Annotated in this window: 12 protein-coding genes; 4 read left to right on the top strand and 8 right to left on the bottom strand. The window is 39.4% G+C overall.

Going from position 1 to position 19,377, the window contains the following annotated elements; translation table 11 throughout:
- The first annotated feature begins 82 nt into the window (after nt 1-82).
- A complete protein-coding gene (locus HHO41_RS13575; protein ID WP_169099509.1) occupies nt 83-1,390 on the top strand; it encodes an alkaline phosphatase family protein in 1,308 nt (435 codons plus the stop codon).
- Between the two features lie 54 nt (nt 1,391-1,444).
- The gene (locus HHO41_RS13570) at nt 1,445-2,710 is read left to right on the top strand and encodes an MFS transporter (RefSeq protein ID WP_169099507.1); all 1,266 of its coding nucleotides are present in this window, start codon (nt 1,445-1,447) and stop codon (nt 2,708-2,710) included.
- 69 nt (nt 2,711-2,779) lie between these two features.
- Here the strand turns inward: HHO41_RS13570 and HHO41_RS13565 are convergent, their stop codons facing one another.
- The 6 genes from HHO41_RS13565 to HHO41_RS13540 form a co-directional block, all read right to left on the bottom strand.
- Complete coding sequence (locus HHO41_RS13565; protein ID WP_169099505.1) at nt 2,780-3,580, bottom strand: ABC transporter permease subunit; 801 nt, start codon at nt 3,578-3,580, stop codon at nt 2,780-2,782.
- 52 nt (nt 3,581-3,632) lie between these two features.
- Nucleotides 3,633-4,430, bottom strand: coding sequence for an ABC transporter permease subunit (locus tag HHO41_RS13560; RefSeq protein ID WP_169099502.1), 798 nt, complete (start codon nt 4,428-4,430; stop codon nt 3,633-3,635).
- 4 nt (nt 4,431-4,434) lie between these two features.
- On the bottom strand, nt 4,435-5,319 hold the full coding sequence (locus HHO41_RS13555) for an ABC transporter ATP-binding protein (RefSeq protein WP_169099500.1): 885 nt from the start codon (nt 5,317-5,319) through the stop codon (nt 4,435-4,437).
- Nucleotides 5,320-5,413: 94 nt separating this feature from the next.
- The gene (locus HHO41_RS13550; RefSeq protein WP_169099498.1) at nt 5,414-6,037 is read right to left on the bottom strand and encodes a TetR/AcrR family transcriptional regulator; all 624 of its coding nucleotides are present in this window, start codon (nt 6,035-6,037) and stop codon (nt 5,414-5,416) included.
- A 194-nt stretch (nt 6,038-6,231) separates the two neighbouring features.
- Nucleotides 6,232-6,714, bottom strand: a complete 483-nt coding sequence (gene nrdG, locus HHO41_RS13545) for an anaerobic ribonucleoside-triphosphate reductase activating protein (RefSeq protein WP_169099496.1) — start codon at nt 6,712-6,714, stop codon at nt 6,232-6,234.
- Between the two features lie 63 nt (nt 6,715-6,777).
- The gene (locus HHO41_RS13540) at nt 6,778-8,625 is read right to left on the bottom strand and encodes an anaerobic ribonucleoside triphosphate reductase (RefSeq protein WP_169099494.1); all 1,848 of its coding nucleotides are present in this window, start codon (nt 8,623-8,625) and stop codon (nt 6,778-6,780) included.
- A 215-nt stretch (nt 8,626-8,840) separates the two neighbouring features.
- Between HHO41_RS13540 and HHO41_RS13535 the strand changes: the two genes are divergently transcribed.
- Together HHO41_RS13535 and HHO41_RS13530 are read left to right on the top strand one after the other, a co-directional pair.
- Complete coding sequence (locus HHO41_RS13535) at nt 8,841-9,182, top strand: DMT family transporter (RefSeq protein WP_169099492.1); 342 nt, start codon at nt 8,841-8,843, stop codon at nt 9,180-9,182.
- Nucleotides 9,182-9,496, top strand: coding sequence for a DMT family transporter (locus HHO41_RS13530; protein WP_169099490.1), 315 nt, complete (start codon nt 9,182-9,184; stop codon nt 9,494-9,496). Before HHO41_RS13535 ends, HHO41_RS13530 begins: the two co-directional genes overlap by 1 nt.
- Before the next feature lie 54 nt (nt 9,497-9,550).
- On the opposite strand, the gene HHO41_RS13525 is transcribed toward HHO41_RS13530, so the two are convergent.
- Together HHO41_RS13525 and HHO41_RS13520 are read right to left on the bottom strand one after the other, a co-directional pair.
- The gene (locus HHO41_RS13525; RefSeq protein WP_169099488.1) at nt 9,551-10,801 is read right to left on the bottom strand and encodes an ATP-binding protein; all 1,251 of its coding nucleotides are present in this window, start codon (nt 10,799-10,801) and stop codon (nt 9,551-9,553) included.
- A gap of 210 nt (nt 10,802-11,011) precedes the next feature.
- Nucleotides 11,012-19,234: a glycoside hydrolase family 94 protein gene (locus HHO41_RS13520; RefSeq protein WP_169099486.1), complete on the bottom strand. Its 8,223-nt coding sequence runs from the start codon at nt 19,232-19,234 to the stop codon at nt 11,012-11,014.
- Nucleotides 19,235-19,377: the final 143 nt, after the last annotated feature.

The following is a 19,377-nucleotide window of genomic DNA, read 5'->3' as shown; positions in this document are numbered from 1 at the left end:
TCTCTCTTGGTTGGAATTTTCTGATATCATAGTAGTATAAGTACAATGTAAGCAAATTTGCTATTTCAAGGTGGAGATTCGGATGAATCGTTTAACTGAGCATTTAATTGTCATCTCATTTGATTGTCTCTCTTCATTAGATATTCCATTGCTTCAAGATCTCCCTCATTTTAAAAGTTTGTTGGATCAAGGATCGATTTGTAAAAATGTCCAAACCATCTATCCATCTTTGACTTATCCCTGTCATGCAACGATAGTAACAGGAAATTTCCCGAAGCGTCATGGTGTTATTAATAATACCTTTCTTCAGCCCGGCATGGCCTCTCCTGATTGGTATTGGCATCGTCGTCACGTAAAGGGGAGAACTCTTTATGACGAAGCTAAAAAAGCTGGATTAACAACGGCGGCTTTGTTATGGCCAGTTACAGCTGGAGCAAACATTGACTACAACATGCCTGAAATCTTCGCAAACCGACCGTGGCAGCATCAGATTGCTGTATCACTGTGCAACGGAAGTCCCTTATATCAGCTTGATATGAACAGGAGGTTTGGTCATCTACGCAACGGATTAAGTCAACCAGAATTGGACGACTTCGTGCTGGAAGCAACCGTGCAGACAATAAAATCTAAAAGACCCAACTTGTTATTGGTTCATTTTACCGACCTCGATACCCAGCGCCACTACCATGGCTTTGCATCGGAGGAGGCAATAAATGCCATTCACCGACATGATACCCGCCTCGGTCGAATCATCAGAGCTTTAAAGGAGGTTGGAATTTATGACCATTCCACGATTATCGCTCTAGGTGACCATAGTGCACTTGATGAGACAAAAGTGGTTAAATTGAATGTACTTTTTCGCGAGCATGGTCTCATTGAAGTTGATTCTCGGGAAAATATTATTTCCTGGAAAGCCTACTGCAAAAGCTGCGACGGCTCAGCATATATATACCTTAAGGACGAGGGTGATGTCGAGACAGCAGAAGCCGTCAAGGAGCTGCTTTCGAAGCTGAATGAGGACGCAACAAATGGAATCGAGAAAGTCATTAGCGGCGCACAGGCAGGTGCTTTAGGCGCTGATCCACATGCATTCCTAATGATTGAAGCACACCAAGGTTTTTATTTTAAAGAAAGTCATCAAGGAGAATATATTGATGAAATAACTGAGGCAGATGTAGTAGCGAAACGGTATACATTTGCATCCCACGGCTATTCTCCAGAGAAAAAACAATACACCACGATCCTACTAGCCTCTGGGCAAGGAATACGACCGAACTTCGTCATTCCAGCCATGCATCTGGTTGACGAAGGTCCAACATTTGCGCGTTTACTAGGCCTCCAGCTTAGTGATACCGATGGAAAAATCATCACTGATCTACTTTTAGAATAGCTCATCATGAATCCATCTTTTAATAAAATAAATAGATTCTAGGGGGAAAATCCTATGAAAGGATTTACGAAGGAAGAGAACAGCTGGATTTATTACGATTGGGCTACGTCTGCATATTCAATTATTATCTCAACGGCAGTTTTTCCACTATTCTATAAGGCATCAGCGACCGATGCCGGAGTAAGAGCGGCTGACTCAACAGCATATCTTGGTTATACAATTTCATTAGCTACTTTTTTACTTGCCGTCCTTTCACCCATTTTAGGAACGATTGCCGACTACCAAGGCTTTAAAAAACGTTTCTTCAGCTTCTTTTTTGGATTGGGTGTGTTATTTACAGCCTTACTAGCAGTTGTTCCGCATGATCAATGGCTGTTTTTACTAATTGTTTATACATTAGCTGTTATCGGTTCATCTGGTGCAAATATTTTTTATGATGCTTTTCTTGTCGATGTTACCTCGAAAGACCGCATGGACCGCATATCGGCCCGCGGCTTTGGAATGGGCTACATTGGTAGTACTATACCGTTCATTATTAGTATCGCGATTATTATTTTAGCGCAAAAAGGAACATTGCCGATATCCGTTACTTCAGCAAGTAAAATTGCTTTTTTAATAACTGCATTATGGTGGGGCTGCTTCGCCATTCCGATGTTCCGAAATGTCCAGCAACGCTATTATATTAAGCCGGAGCAGCGACCTGTCGTAAACAGCTTTAAGCGATTGGGTAAAACATTAAGGGAAATCCGTAAATATCGGGCACTATTTTTATTCCTGCTCGCTTACTTCTTATATATCGATGGCGTGGATACGATTATTACGATGTCAACAGCTTATGGAACAGATTTGGGAATCAACTCTACCAATCTCTTGATTATCTTGTTTGTGACACAGGTTGTCGCCGCACCATTTGCGATTCTTTATGGAAGACTAGCCAAAACGTTTACGGGTAAAAGAATGCTTTACGTTGGAATCATCATTTATATTATTGTTTGTATTTATGCATACTTTTTAAAAACCACAACCGATTTCTGGGTATTGGCAATGCTTGTAGCCTCTTCTCAAGGTGGTATTCAAGCCCTAAGCCGAGCATATTATGCAAAGCTAGTTCCTAAGGAAAACGCCAATGAATTTTTTGGCTTCTATACGATTTTTGGAAGATTTGCGGCGATTTTAGGGCCATTATTAGTCGGAGCAACCGCCCAGCTAACTGGAAATTCATCCAGCGGAGTTTTCAGCTTAGTGATTCTATTCGTACTCGGACTTTTCATCCTGTCGCGCGTCCCGGAGCCCGACTCAGAGACAGAGACAAGCTGCTGAAACTAAATTTTCTTTACCACATTAAAGCGGTGGGGGACAGTCCCCCACCGCTTTAATGTGGTAAATCAATTATATGTTCAAGTCTCTTTTTTGGAAGAAGGTATAGGTTACAACGGTCAGTCCAGCTATCAAAATGACCGAAATAATTACGTAAACAGCCTCGATTCCTGCACCAAACATAACATTAGCTGCTTCAAAATATTTAAACGGAGTCAAATATTTCAAGAAGTCTAACTCATCTTTTAAACTAATGATAATCGACAGTAAATAGGTTAACAAAAGAATTCCAGTTGCTAAGGAAGCTGCTGTTTTCGGTTTTCGTTTGAAAGACGCCAGAGCAGCCCCAATCATCATAAATAATAATTGTGAAATAAACATTCCGATCATCGTTAGGGCAATGTTCTGATTAACATCTTCACCATTTGTGTTGAATTTAGCTAGCACAACTATTAAAGAAAGAAATGTAACTAGATTAAAAATAACAACATTTACAAACGCTGCAGATAATTTTGCAGTTATCACTGTTTTTCTGGCAATAGGCTTTACAAATAAAAATTCAGATGTTTTATCACGCTCTTCTTTGGCAATGATAGAGGCGCCAAGCATTGCTGCATGAATTGTCGCCATCAATAATATATATAGAAATAATAATGAATAATAACCACTAATAGTAGATAAATCAACATCGCCAAACCCTAAAACCGCTTTTAACGAATCCGGAATATCCTTCATTAAATCATTGATGGACTGACCAGATGAAGAGTACGCCTCATATTTTCCCATTCCCGATAGCACCATTAAGAAAATACCAATACTCCAGAGAATAAGCGATTTACGATGTGCCTTCATTTCTCTCCAAAACACGTTCATTTTCAAACCCTCCTCCATGAACTTATATCAACCATATTCATACCTCTAATTCCTAAACCGTATGAATATCTTTTTTCGCATAAATTACATAACTCATTGCAACAGCAACAATAATGATAATCCCACCTGCCAGCAAAAATTCTCCCTCATAGCTTGAATGCTTCATGATATAGGCGGTATCAAAATATTTAAACGGTGATATAAACCGCTTAGCATTTTCACCAGAAGTGTCACTTAACATACCCAAGAAATAAAAGGCAAACACAGTTGCCAGGGATACGGTAAGAACAGATCTTATTTTTTGAAACAATACAGACACAATAAATCCAATTGCCAGAAAGATTAACTGAATAAACAATAAAGTAAGCGACAGCATGAAGAATATTTTCAGACTAAAATCATCATTTTTTACTTGTTCAGCGATAACGAGCGCCGCCAGAAAGTAGATGATATTCGTAATCAAAATCGAAACAAAAGCAGCCAACAATTTAGCAGTGATAACAGCACTTCGAGTTACTGGCTTTGTTAACAAAAAATCAGCAGTCTTTTCACGCACTTCCTTACTAACAATCGCAGTACCGAGATTCATTGCCTGAATCGCACCACATAGTGTAATAAAAGTTAGCGGGAAGCAATAGAAACCCAAAATGGAAAAGAAGCTCGCATTATTAAGCCCTATCGCACTCCGAATCGCTTCTGGATAACCCTCCATGATCTTTGTAAATTGTTCTGCATCCTTAACAAAAGAAGGATATAACGATAAATACAACATCGCGAGCATTATTAAGGAAACAGACCAGATGATTGTTGATTTCCGATTTGCCTTTAGTTCATGCCAAAACATATTCATAGCGTTATGCCTCCTTTTCATAGTAATGCATAAAGATCTCCTCAAGGTCAGGCTCCTCAATCCAAAGGTTGACAATTTCAAGCTCAGTTATCAATCGTAAGATCGTGTTGATATTGCCTCTATACAAAAAACTAATCATGTTATTTTTAACTTCTAACTTGGTTACGCCCTCTAACTGAAAATAATCTTTTGGAATTTCCTTTTGTATATTGATTTTGATTTTTTTATAATTGTTTTCTTGTAATGTACTAATCTTTTCAACAGTTACCAATTTGCCTTCTTTAATAATAGCGACCCGATTACACAAGCGCTGAACCTCACTCAAAATATGAGAGGAAAATAGGATAGTTGCGCCCTTTTTATTTTCTTCCTCCAGTAAGTGGAAAAATTTTTGCTGCATAAGTGGATCAAGTCCACTCGTCGGCTCATCCAAGATAATTAATTTTGGTTCATGGAGCAATCCTTGAACTATCCCCACTTTCTTTTTGTTACCAAGTGATAAATCATCTATCTTTTTCGTTAAATCAAGGTCCAAAATTTCTGCCAAGTATTTAATTCTCTTACTGCAATCTTTTTTATAAAAGCTTGCCGAATATTTTAATAGATCCATTACCTTCATGTTGTCATAATAAAATACTTCTGAAGGCAAATAACCGATTTGTTTTTTTATTTCAGGTGCGTCCTTCACGCTATCTTTGCCAAAAATCTTGGCACTGCCACTCGTAGGGTAAATCAGCGATAACAGCGTCCGAATTGTCGTCGACTTTCCAGCACCATTTGGACCGATGAATCCAAATATTTCTCCCTCTTCAACATTAAAACTAATGTCTGTGATCCCTCTTGACTTGCCATACATTTTGGTCAAATTATTAATTTCAATGACATTCATGGTCGACCTCTCCCTTATCTAGCAAAAATGTACTTCAAAATAGATGATTGTTGGTCCAACTCTTTTTATTAAAATAAAGATATGCTTACACATATCACTTATAAAAAGCTTTTTTAAGTATTTCGATATAGGCATCCATTTCCACCATTAATTCTTCTAAAAAATGTTGATTAATATCAACAGCTAATACTTGATCTCTTAGGCGATAGGCAAATCCCTCCAACGACCAAAAAATAATATTTAGCGTCTTTTGAATATCGAGACCATCTTTAAACTTGGTGACATCAATGTCTCCAAACATATCCTGATAGCCAGTCGATAATAATTGTTTATTTTTCTGGTCGATTCCTTTTTTCACTTCCGGTGCATCCTCATTCGTTGTACTTTTAATAAAATTAAACATTTCAGGATACTTTTGAAATAAATCATACTTTAAGTAACCGATTTGTTTATACCTTACAAAGATGTCCTTTTCATCCCAATCTATTTTTTCTAGAATTTCTTTCATCGTTAAATCCATAAAATGACTGTATAAAAATAAATACAGATCTTTTTTGTTTTTAAAATAATGGAATAAAAGCCCTTTAGAAATTTCTGCTTCTTTAACTATTTCATTTGTTGAAGCCTTTTGATAACCTTTACTGGCAAATTCCTTGAGAGCCGCATTTAAGATACGATTCTGTTTTTCCTCAGTTAAGCTAAAGAATTTCGAAAACATTGGATTCACCTCCACTTGTTCCTGCGATTGACCACTTTGGTCAACTTCAGTATATTCCCATTGACCAAATTGGTCAATAACAATTCTTCTTTATTTTTTGCAATTAAAAATCCTCATATACATTAGGATTTCAGACAAAAAAAACTTACCTCTTCATGTATCTGAGGTAAGCTAAATTAATTCGTTCGGATAGATTATTGTTTATATAATTGAATTCTTCCATCAGTTAAACTCCTTGGTACATCAATAATCCGCTGATTATTGCTACCTTTATACAATAAACTCAAATCACGCTTTGCTAATTCAAACGGTCCATCAACTAACACATCAATCTGCTCTAACAGGTGGCGATGAAATGGATTTCCCAAAAGATCTTCAAACAAATAACCGGTATAACACCAAATATTTTTCCCGGCATCTTTCAACGCTTTCGCTAATTCACTTACTTCTTTACTTTGCAAAAACGGATCACCGCCGCTCAATGTCACATTGGTAAGTTCATTTTCGATAAGTTCTGTAAAAATATCTGCTTGTGACATGTCCTTCCCATTTGTGATGTTCCAACTTTGTGGATTGTGGCAGCCGTGACAATGATGGATACAGCCGGAAAAAAATACCACACTTCTAAACCCTGCTCCATCAACAATACTGTCATGAAGAATATTGATAACTTTCATGTAAACACCTACTCTTTGTGCTCTAAAAAGTGTTGGCCTAATTTGACCAACACTTCTTGCGCATTAATGATGATGTATGCGATCCCGCTCTTCGCTTCGCTTGCTGCTATTCCATTTATCCAGACTGCCGACTAAATAACCGGTAATACGGCGAATCCGTTCGATTTTTGCCTCTTCGTGATTTCCACACTTTGGACATTCATTTTCGATGATACCTTTATGATTGCAATCTAAGCAGCGGTCAACTGGATGGTTAATACTTCCGTAGCCCACCCCGTATTTGTGCATAGCTTGGACAATTGTATCAAGGGCATCGATATTTTTACTAGCATCACCATCAAGCTCAATATAAGTAATATGTCCGGCATTTGTCCATTCATGGTACGGTGCTTCGATTTTAATTTTTTCAACCGCCTTGATTGGATAGTACACCGGCACATGGAAACTGTTTGTGAAATATTCACGGTCAGTTACCCCCGGAATGACACCATGTTTAGAACGGGCTTTTTTCAATGCTTTTCCGGCAAAGGACTCTGCTGGTGTTGCAAGCAGCGTATAATTTAAACCATATTCTTCAGTTGCTGAATCCATTTTACCGCGCATGTATTTAATAATATCATTACCTAATTGCGCCGCTTCCACGCTTTCGCCATGGTGGTGGCCAGTCAGTTGCACTAGAGCTTCGGCTAAGCCAACAAAGCCAATAGAAAGAGTTCCTTGCTTGAGGATTTCAGTAAGCTTTTGGTGCGGATGCAGCATTTCACCGTTCCACCAAATTCCTTGGCCATACAGAAATTTGAAGTGGGAAGCAGTTTTTTGCGCCTGATACATGTAACGCTCATAAAGCTGTTTTATCGTTAAATTAATATAATGATCAAGCTTGCCAAAGAAATCCATCACGCTATCCGATTCAAGTGCCAATAGCGGTAGATTGATTGTTGAAAATGAAAGATTGCCGCGGCCAAGTGGTGTCTCTTTACCGTTGACATTGGAAATAGTGCGCGTACGGCACCCCATTGTAGCCACTTCGCTTTGCGGTGTACCATCATAATATTTTAAGTTAAACGGTGCATCCAAGAACACATAGTTCGGGAAAAGCCGTTTTGATGTCGTTTCTAATGACAATCTATATAGGTCATAGTTTGGGTCACCTTCGTTAAAGTTAACACCCGTTTTTACTTTAAAGACAATGATTGGGAAAATCGGTGTTTCACCGCCACCCAAACCTCCTTGCGTCGCCAACAACAGGTTCTTCGTAATCATTCGACCTTCTTTTGAAGTATCAGTACCTAAATTGACTGAAATAAATGGGACCTGCCCGCCACCCCTTGAATGCATTGAATTGGAATTATGTATGAACGCCTCACAGGATTGGAAAACCTCTTGGTCGGTTAACTCCCAAGCTTTCGCTTCGATGACACTCTCTTCCATTTCGCCAACCATCAATTCCTTGATCATCTTCACTTTCTTTTCATACGTCATACGTACATATGGGGCCAAATCATAATCAAAGGTTGGAATTGATTGACCGCCGTGCTGATTGTTTTGATTGGCCTGAAAAATGATACTTGTTAACGCTAAAGCGCTGGTGATACTTTTCGGCTCGCGCATATGACCATGTCCAGTGTTAAAGCCTCCCTGTAAAACTTTTGCTAAAGGGATTTGACTGCAAGTTGTCGTACCACTCGCATAAAAATCTAAATCGTGAATATGAATATATCCTTCCTGATAGGCTTCTTTAACGTCATCAGCAAGCAAATGATCAATTACAAATGATTTGGCTGAAGAGGAAGCAAAGAGCATCATCATTCCCATTGGTGATAAGCCATCAACATTGGCATTTTCCTGAACTAAGTCTTTATTGCTGCTATTAACTATTTCTCTAAATTCTTCATAAAGTTTTGATTTCATATGAATTCCCCTTTTGGAAAAAACTATATTTAGTAGCCCGAGAATTATGTTATCACAACATATGGTGGTAAATTGTGAAATAATCGTTTACTTTTTGTGACATTTTGGAAGGATATCCAAAAATTTTTATTAAACATATTGATTTTTTTAAAACATCAAATTAATGTTAAATACTGTTATTACAGAGTTTTTCGAATGGCAAGGAGCGAGTAAACATGAACAAAGAATGGGTTAAAGTGTATATTGCAGCAATATTTGAGGTTTGCTGGGTGTCAGGTTTAAAACATGCCGATGACCCATTAATGTGGATTGGAACGATTATCGCAATTATTATCAGTTTTTATGGTTTTATCTCCGCTGGTAAAAGACTACCAATGGGTACAGTTTATGCTGTATTTGTTGGACTTGGCACAGCCGGAACAGTGCTTGCTGAAATCCTCTTTTTTAATGAACCTATTAACATGACTAAATTAATATTTATTGGATTTTTGTTAAATGGCGTGATTGGTCTAAAGTTTGCTACAAAAGAGCCTGTTGCAGAAGGAGTTGATAGTTAATGGCTTGGATAGCGTTGATATTAGCAGGTTTCGGTGAAGTATTTGGTGTGACGATGATCAATAAATACCACCAAAAACAGAAATGGTATTTTCTTTTATTATTAATAACTGGATTTGCATTGAGCTTTCTGCTGTTAACATATGCTATGGAATATATTGCAATGGGCACGGCTTACGCAATCTGGACCGGTATTGGAGCCTCTGGTGGAGCGATAATTGGCATGCTCTTCTTTAATGAATCAAAAGATTGGCAACGAATCCTGTTTATCACCATCATCATCGCCTCCGTCATTGGCCTAAAACTCACAGCCTGACCCTACTTTTACGCATTAAAGCGGCGGGGGACAGTCCCCCACCGCTTTAATGCGTTACTCAATGGCGATACTTGGAAATTGCAGAGTAAAGGTTGTGCCTTTCCCTTGTTCGCTTTCAATTTTGATTTTTCCCCTCATTGCTTGGACAAGTTGAAAAGATATTGTGAGCCCGACACCAGTTCCCTTTTCCTTTGTTGTATAAAAAGGAGTCCCTAGCTTTTTCAACTGACTTTTCGTCATTCCCTTACCACTATCGATAATTTCAATTTTTACTTCTCCCATACTTTCATAGGTTCTTACAGTTAATGTCCCCCCGATATCCATTGCTTCTATGCCATTTTTTATAATATTCACTAGCACCTGTTTAATTTCATTCTTATTCCCTTTGATAAACAACTCATCTTCAATCGCTGTTTCAATAGTAATGTTTTGAATATTTGAGTATGAAGTCATTAATTCAATTGTTTTCTTAACCTCGTCGGAAATATTGATGGGACTCAATTCATCTGTATGCGGTCTCGCCAAAGACAAATAATCATTGATAATCGATTGTGCGTGATCTAATTCATTAATGGCAATTTCTATATAGTTCTTGTGCTGCGTTTTCAAATGATTATCATCGACCATTAACTGCAGAAATCCGCGCACCGATGTCATTGGGTTTCTTACCTCATGGGCAACCGACGCTGCTAGCTGGCTAATCACATTCAATTTCTCAGCCTGTTGCAGTTCCTCGCGCAAAATAAGGCGTTGATCTACATTCTGAATAATAATCATGACGACTATCAAACAAATCCACGTAATGATATAAAACACCAACATAAATTCGATTTGCTTCACTTCATCCTGAACAAGTAAAGTACCAACCACTATTACCGTATTTGTCCAAAACACAAGACTTGCAAAGATTAATTTTTGATTTTTCCGGAGTGCCTTAATTTTCTTAGCTAATAAAATTAGAAAAATACCCGTAATCGTGTAATTTGTCAAAATTACATAGAACCCCGCGCCACCAATCAATAACCGAAATATTATCAGTACAATCGTGACAATCACTCCAGGAAGGGTCCCACCATACAAAAAGGCAATAATAAACGGAATCATCCGAAAATCGTACACATATCCTGCCGAAAAATGAATTGGAAAAGACATTGCTAAACATAAAATGACCAACATAATAATGGTCAATTTCGAAAAAGGCTTGCGCCGTTCACTATTTTTCTCATTAAAAAACAAGTGATAAACTAATATTGGAAAAAGTACAATGAGTACTTGATATAAGACTATTTCTGCATGAATAAACATACCCCATTATTCCTCCGCAAATTATTGCTTCTTTATTTCTACTAAAGTATTATATTATAATTCCAAACACTATTCTCTATATTCTAAAAATTATTATCATTATAAAATAAGACAAAAAACGCCATGTTCCAACAAATTGGAGCATGGCGCCCTAGTAATGCCTTCTATTTTGTTTGGCAGTGTCAAACACGAATTTCACAAGTCTTTTGCTTAAATAATTAACTCTACCTTATATTCTTGCCCATCATCTTTTAATTCAATGGATGGTTTTGTATCCTTTGTCAAATTAACAATATCTCCATTGATAGAAAGCATCGGCTCTTCCTTGCCTTCTTGCTTCACAGAAATGGAATAGTAAGTTTGACCAAATCGATATTTAAACGAAAAGCCTGGCCAATCCCGTGGAATACATGGATTGATATAAAGCCGATTCGCTCTTCGACGAATTCCCAGTATCCATTCGATACCTGCTTGATAAAGCCATCCCGATGCTCCAGTGTACCAGGTCCAGCCTGCACGTCCTTCATTTGGTGATGCAGTATAAACATCGGCAGCAATAGCATAAGGCTCACCAGTATACGTCATCACTTCACGATCAGTTCGTGTATGGTTCATTGGATTCAGCATCGAAAACATCTCATGGGCTTTATCTCCTTCATTTAAAATACACCAAGCAACAATGCTCCAAATGACACCATGTGTATACTGTGCTCCGTTTTCTCTGAGTCCTGGTGGATAACCTTGTATATAACCTGCACTTGGTTCAGAACGATCAAATGCCGGTGTCAACAATTTAACCACACCAAGATTTCGCTCGACCAGTTCACGGTCAAATGAACTCATTGCCTGTATTGCTCTATCCTTTGGTGCCCCACCAGAGATGACTGACCAGCTTTGAGCGATCGCGTCAATACGACATTCCTCATTTGCAATGGAACCGAGCCAATTTCCACCATCATGAAAAGCTCTGCGATACCAATGTCCGTCCCAGCCATGCTCATTCAAAGCATCAATTAATTTAAGACGGGAGTTCTTAAAGCTCTCAGCAAGCTCGATATCCTCTTGCTTTTGACATATTTCTATGAATCGGTTCAGCACATCACAGATAAACCAGCCGAGCCAGACACTTTCACCTCGACCTTTTACACCAACCTGATTCATCCCATCATTCCAGTCACCAACGCCAATTAACGGAAGGCCATGTTCCCCAATTCTGCTTAATGCTTTCTTGATTGCCCGCAAACAATGCTCATAAACCGTTCCGCTTTCAGAGGATACGACTGTTTCCTCATAGCGCTCATGTTCATGTTCTTTGAGTGGTTCACTTACAAGAAATGGCGCTGTTTCTGATAGAATCGTTTCATCACCGGTATGCTCCATATAGCGCGATACAACGTAAGGCATCCACAGCAAGTCATCTGAGAAGGTGGTTCTAATACCTCTCTCTGTTTCTTCATGCCACCAATGCTGAACATCTCCTTCAATATATTGATGAGAAGCATGGAGAATAATTTGCTCCCTCGTCCGCTCAGGCATTGTATGAAGCACAGCTAGTGAATCCTGTAACTGATCGCGAAAACCAAATGCTCCACCTGCTTGGAAAAATGCTGTTCTCGCCCACATTCTACATGCTAATGACTGGTATAACAGCCAACCATTTAGCAGAAAATCAGTTTCCTGTGATGGAGTAGATACCTGGATTTGCCCCAAATGATGCTCCCAAAATTGATGGATTTCTTCCATTGCTTGTTCACAAACATTTGGCTGTTTATATTTCCCAACCAAACTTAAAATCTCTTCATGAGAATCCTCACAGCCTAATAATACATAGATGGTTTGTTGTTGATTTGGGCTTAGCTCAAGTTTTGTCTGTACAACACCACATGGATCATAATGTGTGCCAATTTGTCCAGAAAGATTAAGGCGCGAAAGTGCTGCAGGTTGCTCCATTGTTCCGTTTCTTCCGATAAACTCATTACGGTCACCAGTCCAGGTTAAATCCGGAGCTGAGTGCCCTTCTGAAAATACACCCAAAAACGCAGTTGCCTCTCGGAACGTCTCTTGATAATGGTTTCTAGCAATAATAATTTGCTCTTCCTCAAGCCAATCGGTAACAATATACGGAGCTGTCGCATTACGTTGCACCCCTAATACCCATTCAGCGTAATAAGTCAATGATATCCTTCGATTTTCGTTTGACGTATTTTGGATATTAATTTTGATAATCTTTACAGGATCATTAATCGGTACATACACAGTCATATCGTGTTTGATGCCATTTTGTTCATGATCAAAACGAGTGTAGCCCTTTCCATGTGTGATTTTATAAGGTTCCTGTTTATGGATTGCCGATGGTGACAATGACCATATTTCCCCGCTCTGTTCATCACGTAAAAATCCAGCTTCCCCTGGAGGATCAAGGACCGGATCGTTCGACCACGGTGTCACCTTACATTCGCGACTGTTTCGCCACCATGTGTAGCCGGTGCCCAACTCTGAGATTATGCAACCAAATCGTTTATTGGCAAGGACATTAACCCAAGGTGCTGGCAATTGATTTCCATTTCTAATAATAATTCGATATTCCTTACCATCAGAAGAAAAACCACCCCACCCGTTAAAATATAGCCAATCCTTCGTTTCATCAAGTAATGATAACCCGGACTGCTGATAATGTTTTCGTTCCGACAGGTTTGGAATGAAAGGCTCAGGTAAAGGAAGCTCCATTTCTTTCTTCGGCAGACGCATTTGTGCGGAAATGCTAGGTCCTCCTGCTCGAAATTCGAGTCGAGCAACTGCTCTAAGCAAATTCTTATCATCTTTCGTTAAACGATTAGCCGGGACAACATAAACTCCAGACATTCCTGCTCCAAAGCGATCAACACCATGCTCTGCGGCCTGCTGAAGCGCATCCTGCAGGTTTTGATAATAGCCTTCTTCGGACTCATTAAGAAACACTAAGTCAAACAGCAATCCCAGCCTCCGTAAATATTCGTGACCGGTTAACATTTTCAGAACAAATGGCATATGACTTCGATTCTCAATCGTGACTATAACAATCGGACGATCTCCAGAAACTCCAAAACTCCAAAGACCTGGCTGACCTTTCCTATTTGCCATGATACTTTGCATACGCTCCTGTTTAAATGGAGGAGTATATAACACTCTTCCAGCCAAGGTTTGAAAATCGGAAGCAGCTCGGTTTGATAATTGCAAATTGCGAAGCTCTATCTGCCCGCGATTCCAGGCTAATTGGAATGCTCTTTCCACTGCTCTATCCGGTGTAAAACGACGAACAATATCAATTGCATCCTCTCGCAATTCACTTACTGAAGTTACTGCTGCAAGCTGAACAGATCCTCCCGGCTTGATGCTAACTCGGCGTCTCATTACAAATGCTGGATCTGCTACTGAACCAACCCTTCCTCGAAGCCTTGTTCTAATACCTTTTGGCTCAGAAAGTCGATACCCTCGCCCAATAAAACTAGAACGGTCCGTTTCGTATTCAATCGTTCCAAGCGTATCTCCTTCAACAATTAGAGAATGTGCAGACCATAAAACTTGGTCTTTTTCTTCTCTAGGTCTTCTCCCTGCTACAAGACAACCCGAGTCAGCATCAAATGAAGTCCGTATAAATAATTTGCTGAAAGCAGTATGGGCAACATCAGCAATAGGATTAGCTAATGCCAGTTCTACAAATGAAGTAATCTCCAACACCTTCGGTTCAGAGCCTGTATTTGTCAACGAAATTCGTCGAACCTCTGCATTCCAATCTGCTGATACACAAATTTCCATACACGTTTTAATATCACCATCAACTCTCATAAAAGAGGCATGATCCAATCCAAATTGTACCCGCTGTTCTGAAGATTCAACTTGGCAAGGCTGATAAGATGGAGACCAAAGCTTGTCTGTTGAAATGTCGCGAATATAAATATAGTTACCCCAAGAATCCAGAATTGGATCCTCGCGCCATCTTGATACAGATAAGCCTTTGTATTGCATAAGGCCACTCCCAGAAGTCGTCACAACCGAGGTAAATGAACTGTTTGATAAAACACAAACTTCTGGAACTTTTGTGTGAGGTGAAACATACTCTCTCACAGTTGCTTGATCCCGATCTAATTTTGAATACGGTTCATGTACCCTGCTTAATGCAGGATGCTTAATATATTTTGGTTTTTTTGGAACTCTTTCCTGCAATAGGAGTTCAGCAGCGCGAACTTGTTTATTGCGATGAAAACGATCAATCATCGTTCTTGGTAGCAGTACATTGGCTAGTGTTAACAAACTCATTCCTTGATGGTGAGCCATAAAGCTGTGGATGACAACGTGCTGCTTATTTTTAGGCAGACGTTTTGGTGTAAAATCCATTGCTTCGTAAAATCCATATTCACCACGACCATCAAGTTTCTCAATTTTCTTTAAAGCACTAAGCGCCTCTTCCTTCGCAAATGGCAATGCCATAATCGTAGCATACGGGGCAATGACCAAATCCTCTTCAAGTCCACGCTTAAAGCCTAAGCCAGGAACACCAAAAGCCCTATATTGATAGTTCATTTGAAAATCAAATGCATAGTAGCCTGATTCCGATATACCAAATGGAACTTCCCGCTCCCTGGCATAGTCAATTTGCCTTTGAACAACTGCACGATAAGTTGTTTCCCAAAGTGTGTTTTGGTACGTCTTTGTTATCAACCATGGCATCAAAAATTCAAACATGGTACCTGACCAAGAGAGTAATACTGGATTACCACTAACTTTCGTCATCGTCCTACCCAAAGTATTCCAATGCGAAACAGAGACTTGTCCTAACGCAATCGCAACATAGCTAGCAATTCTTGCTTCTGAAGCCATTAAATCGTATAGGACCTCATCTAGTTCATGGCGCTCAACATGATATCCTAGCGAAAACAGTTTCGAGCTGTGATTATATAGCGGTTTAAAGTCAGTTGCTTGAATTATTTTTTCAATTCGATCCAGCAATTGACTTCCCCGTTCTTTCCAATTTTCCAGCTCATTCCGTCCGCCAACTACCTTTCCAGATGCTAAAGGGGTAAGCTCCTCAGAAAAGGCAATTTTCAGTGCATCACGATCTTCTCCACGTCGATTAATTGGTTTATCCATCTCACCATAAGTCTCAAGCCATTCCGCTAACCCCTCTTTTACAGTAATCAAAGCTCCAACTAGATTTCCTGAATCCACTGTGGAAACATACTTTGGAGAGAGAGGGTATAGCGTGACTGTATCATACCAATTAAGAAGATGACCTTCCCACTTCTCGAGACGTTCAATTGTATTCATCGTCCGCTCTATACGAACGATTAATCCCTCAGTATCTATAAACTCAAAATCACGTGCAGCTAGAGCACAAGTTAAATACAAACCGATGTTTGTCGGTGAGGTTCTATGCGCTACTCCATTCGATGGCTCCATTTGTACGTTATCGGGAGGAAGCCAATTATCTTCTTCTGATACGTACTTTTCATAAAATGACCAAATATGCTGAGCAAGTTCCCGCAACTCATCTTCTTCCTGTTTTGAGAAACTAAGCTTCTCCTGTTTTAGCTCCTGATTAAGCCAATGAATAATAAACGGAGCCAAAAGCCATACCGTTGTTAAAATAAAGCCAATAACTTTAACTCCGATGCTTTGATTCAATATGGCTGCTAAAAAGAATAATCCAATCAGAATGTAGCCGCCTAGCATTCCGAACATGACAGCAGAGCCGCTCTGTTTACTATTTCGGTCTTCCTCACTCGAAGAAACCCATTCTAGCAAGCGTTTTTTAGAAAATATCAAACGATACAATGCTCTAAAAATCCCATCCATGTGCAGAACTACTTGAAATGGCAATGTTACCAAAGTGACAAGAACTTGAGCAAAAGTATTCCAGATACTTTTTGGACTTCGAATCAGGGTACTGACTGTAAATAACTGACGGATCACCGGGAGAAATAATGTCGCTGATATTAAAGCGATCCATCGTAATGGCGACCCAGGTAAAATCGTAATGGCTAATAGAAGAATCGTTAGTAATGCTGGCAATAGCAAGCTCCGACGCAAATTATCAATAATTTGCCAACGAGTTAATACAGACAAATCAACAGGTAAGAGTTCTCCCCGTCTATTTGAAGACTTTGGTAATAACCAGATAAGTAGCTGCCAATCACCCCGAATCCAGCGATGCTGGCGTCTCTGATATGTATTGAATTTAGCAGGATGACTATCAATTAATTCAATATCAGATAACAATCCTGCCCTCAAGAATCCCCCTTCAAGTAAATCATGACTTAGTACCCGATTGTCAGGAATCCGCTCACAAAGTACCTGTGAAAAAGCATTAACGTCAAAAATCCCTTTACCTGTAAATATCCCTTGCTCTAGGCCATCCTGATACGGATCAGATATGGCAAAAGCATATGGGTCAATCCCAGGTTCAGAAGACCAAAGACTAGCGAAACGAGACTTCATTGCTGACTCATGACTGATACCAACCCTTGGCTGAAATACTCCATAGCCCTCAATGACCCTAGTTTTAGTTTCGTTTAATTTTGGACGATTATATGGTAAATGAAGAGTACCTATCATTCTTTGTGCACTCTCATACGGCAATTGGGTATCAGAATCGAGCGTAATAATATAACGAATCTGTTGTAGTAACTGCAAGTCCTCTACCTTATAGAAACTTGTATTCTTGTTGCCTTTTATCAATTCAACAAACTCAACTAATTTGCCGCGTTTACGCTCCCATCCCATCCATACTCCTTCATGTTCATTATAAAATCGTTTCCGTTGAAATAGATGAAAGGTCGTTTCTGGATATGTTCTGCGTAATCGAGAAATCCCTTTGTTTGCTGTAGCAAAAATGCGCTCATCTTCAATGTCAGTTTCTGTTGCTGCATCCTTAAAATCACCTAGGACTGCAAAATGAATATGAGGATCACGATTGGCAAGGTAATGCAATTCGAGACGATCGATTACCTCACTTACCTCTTCCAACGATGACCATATAACGGGTATCACTACCATTGTCTTGGCATCCTCTGGAATCCCTTTAGAGAAATCAAATCTAAGTAAAGGCATTGGATGCTTAACTCTTTCAATTACCCAATGGGTCGCGGTAACAGCCCATTCCAGAGCCGGAATTAGCAAAATAATTACCAATACCACAATGTCTAACGGATTAAAGAGGTAATTCCAGCCCATCCACACCAAAAATCCAACAAGTGAAATAACTGTAAATACCGCCAAAGTATTAAAATAGGTTCCGGTCGCCCTGCGGAATAAGCCCGATTCCGGTAAGACACGAGGTTTACCGCATTTTTTTAATGCTTCACGCAATAATGAAATTCCTTCAGCATCCAGCAAATAATAGGCAACAAACGACTTCCGCTCATTTATCTCACTATTATTTTCCGCACAGACCTTTACATATTGCTCCGCAAGCTCAACTGCTTCAGTTGCTACTAAATTTTCTGGTAGCCTGAATCGGCGTCCAAGTACTTCAACTTTTTTTCGTAAATTATTTCTGCTCGAGAAATCAAGTTTTTCGTATATACCGCTTTTTTCACTACGCAGTGTTTGCTCGACCATACAGACTTTCTCGAAGGTTTCGTCCCAATCCCAGCGAGAGAGTCTTCTCATGCTGGTAATAAGATTCCCAGTCGTCACTTGGAACGAAGCCTGAAGCTGATACTCATAAGATAAAATGTGATCCAAGCTTTCCGGACCATTTTCCAGCTTACAAATTAACCATTCACCAACAGTCGCCGAGTAATCAGCTCGTTCACGGAGATGCTTTACCAAATGGACAATCATTGGACCTGATAGAGGCATCTCTTGTCCTGCATTCTCCAGAACCTGTTTAAGCTTTTCAGGTGTTAATTCAGATGTTTCAATATCTGACAATAACTGCTCGACGAGCTTGCATACATCACGCCGTTCCTTAATGGTACTCATGGTTCCTGACAAACGGCGAATCAATGCTACTCTCATAATTAATGGCAAAGACCATACTTCAGCAATCGATAAAACAGATACTTCTTGATATGCCTGTAAATAGGAGATAAATGAATCTTTATGCAGATTCCCATCATTGTGATTAAGATAATCGATACAAATAGAAAAAACCCTTGATTCCCCAGTTTTGCTTAAATGGGGTAAGGCGTTTACGAATCCTTTTGTAAGCTGTTGACTAACAACTAATACCTGTTCTTCTAAAAATTCCGCATTATCCAATAGCCACTCTTCTGCTGGTTGAGCACAAGAGGAACGATTTTCACGTAAATCTTTCACAAAGCTTCGTAGATTTTCAAGGTCGGATTCATTCGCTCGCCAAAATTGGGATGAAGGCTTGCGGCGCAAAAACGGGTCATGACTTAACGCCGTATTATGTGCCTCTTCTCTTAGCTGTTCTTTGTTCAAAATCATCAATATTTCCCCCAAATATCTATTAACGGTAATTGTGTATACTGATAAAATTTTCCCATTCTGTTCAAAAAATATGCACGATTGAACAAAAAAGCTAAAAAGGGAAACAGTAAACGCTCAAATTAAAACACCGAAATAATATA

It is taken from the genome of Bacillus sp. DNRA2, from assembly GCF_012843265.1.
Lineage (GTDB): Bacteria > Bacillota > Bacilli > Bacillales > Cytobacillaceae > Bacillus_BU.
Note: the sequence above shows the minus strand (reverse complement) of the source record. Positions and strands in the feature narration are given on the sequence as shown.

Coding starts and splice junctions, on each gene's coding strand:
- HHO41_RS13575 (WP_169099509.1), top strand. CDS start 83: ATGAATCGTTTAACTGAGCATTTAATTGTCATCTCATTTGATTGTCTC.
- HHO41_RS13570 (WP_169099507.1), top strand. CDS start 1,445: ATGAAAGGATTTACGAAGGAAGAGAACAGCTGGATTTATTACGATTGG.
- HHO41_RS13565 (WP_169099505.1), bottom strand. CDS start 3,580: ATGAACGTGTTTTGGAGAGAAATGAAGGCACATCGTAAATCGCTTATT.
- HHO41_RS13560 (WP_169099502.1), bottom strand. CDS start 4,430: ATGAATATGTTTTGGCATGAACTAAAGGCAAATCGGAAATCAACAATC.
- HHO41_RS13555 (WP_169099500.1), bottom strand. CDS start 5,319: ATGAATGTCATTGAAATTAATAATTTGACCAAAATGTATGGCAAGTCA.
- HHO41_RS13550 (WP_169099498.1), bottom strand. CDS start 6,037: ATGTTTTCGAAATTCTTTAGCTTAACTGAGGAAAAACAGAATCGTATC.
- nrdG (WP_169099496.1), bottom strand. CDS start 6,714: ATGAAAGTTATCAATATTCTTCATGACAGTATTGTTGATGGAGCAGGG.
- HHO41_RS13540 (WP_169099494.1), bottom strand. CDS start 8,625: ATGAAATCAAAACTTTATGAAGAATTTAGAGAAATAGTTAATAGCAGC.
- HHO41_RS13535 (WP_169099492.1), top strand. CDS start 8,841: ATGAACAAAGAATGGGTTAAAGTGTATATTGCAGCAATATTTGAGGTT.
- HHO41_RS13530 (WP_169099490.1), top strand. CDS start 9,182: ATGGCTTGGATAGCGTTGATATTAGCAGGTTTCGGTGAAGTATTTGGT.
- HHO41_RS13525 (WP_169099488.1), bottom strand. CDS start 10,801: ATGTTTATTCATGCAGAAATAGTCTTATATCAAGTACTCATTGTACTT.
- HHO41_RS13520 (WP_169099486.1), bottom strand. CDS start 19,234: ATGATTTTGAACAAAGAACAGCTAAGAGAAGAGGCACATAATACGGCG.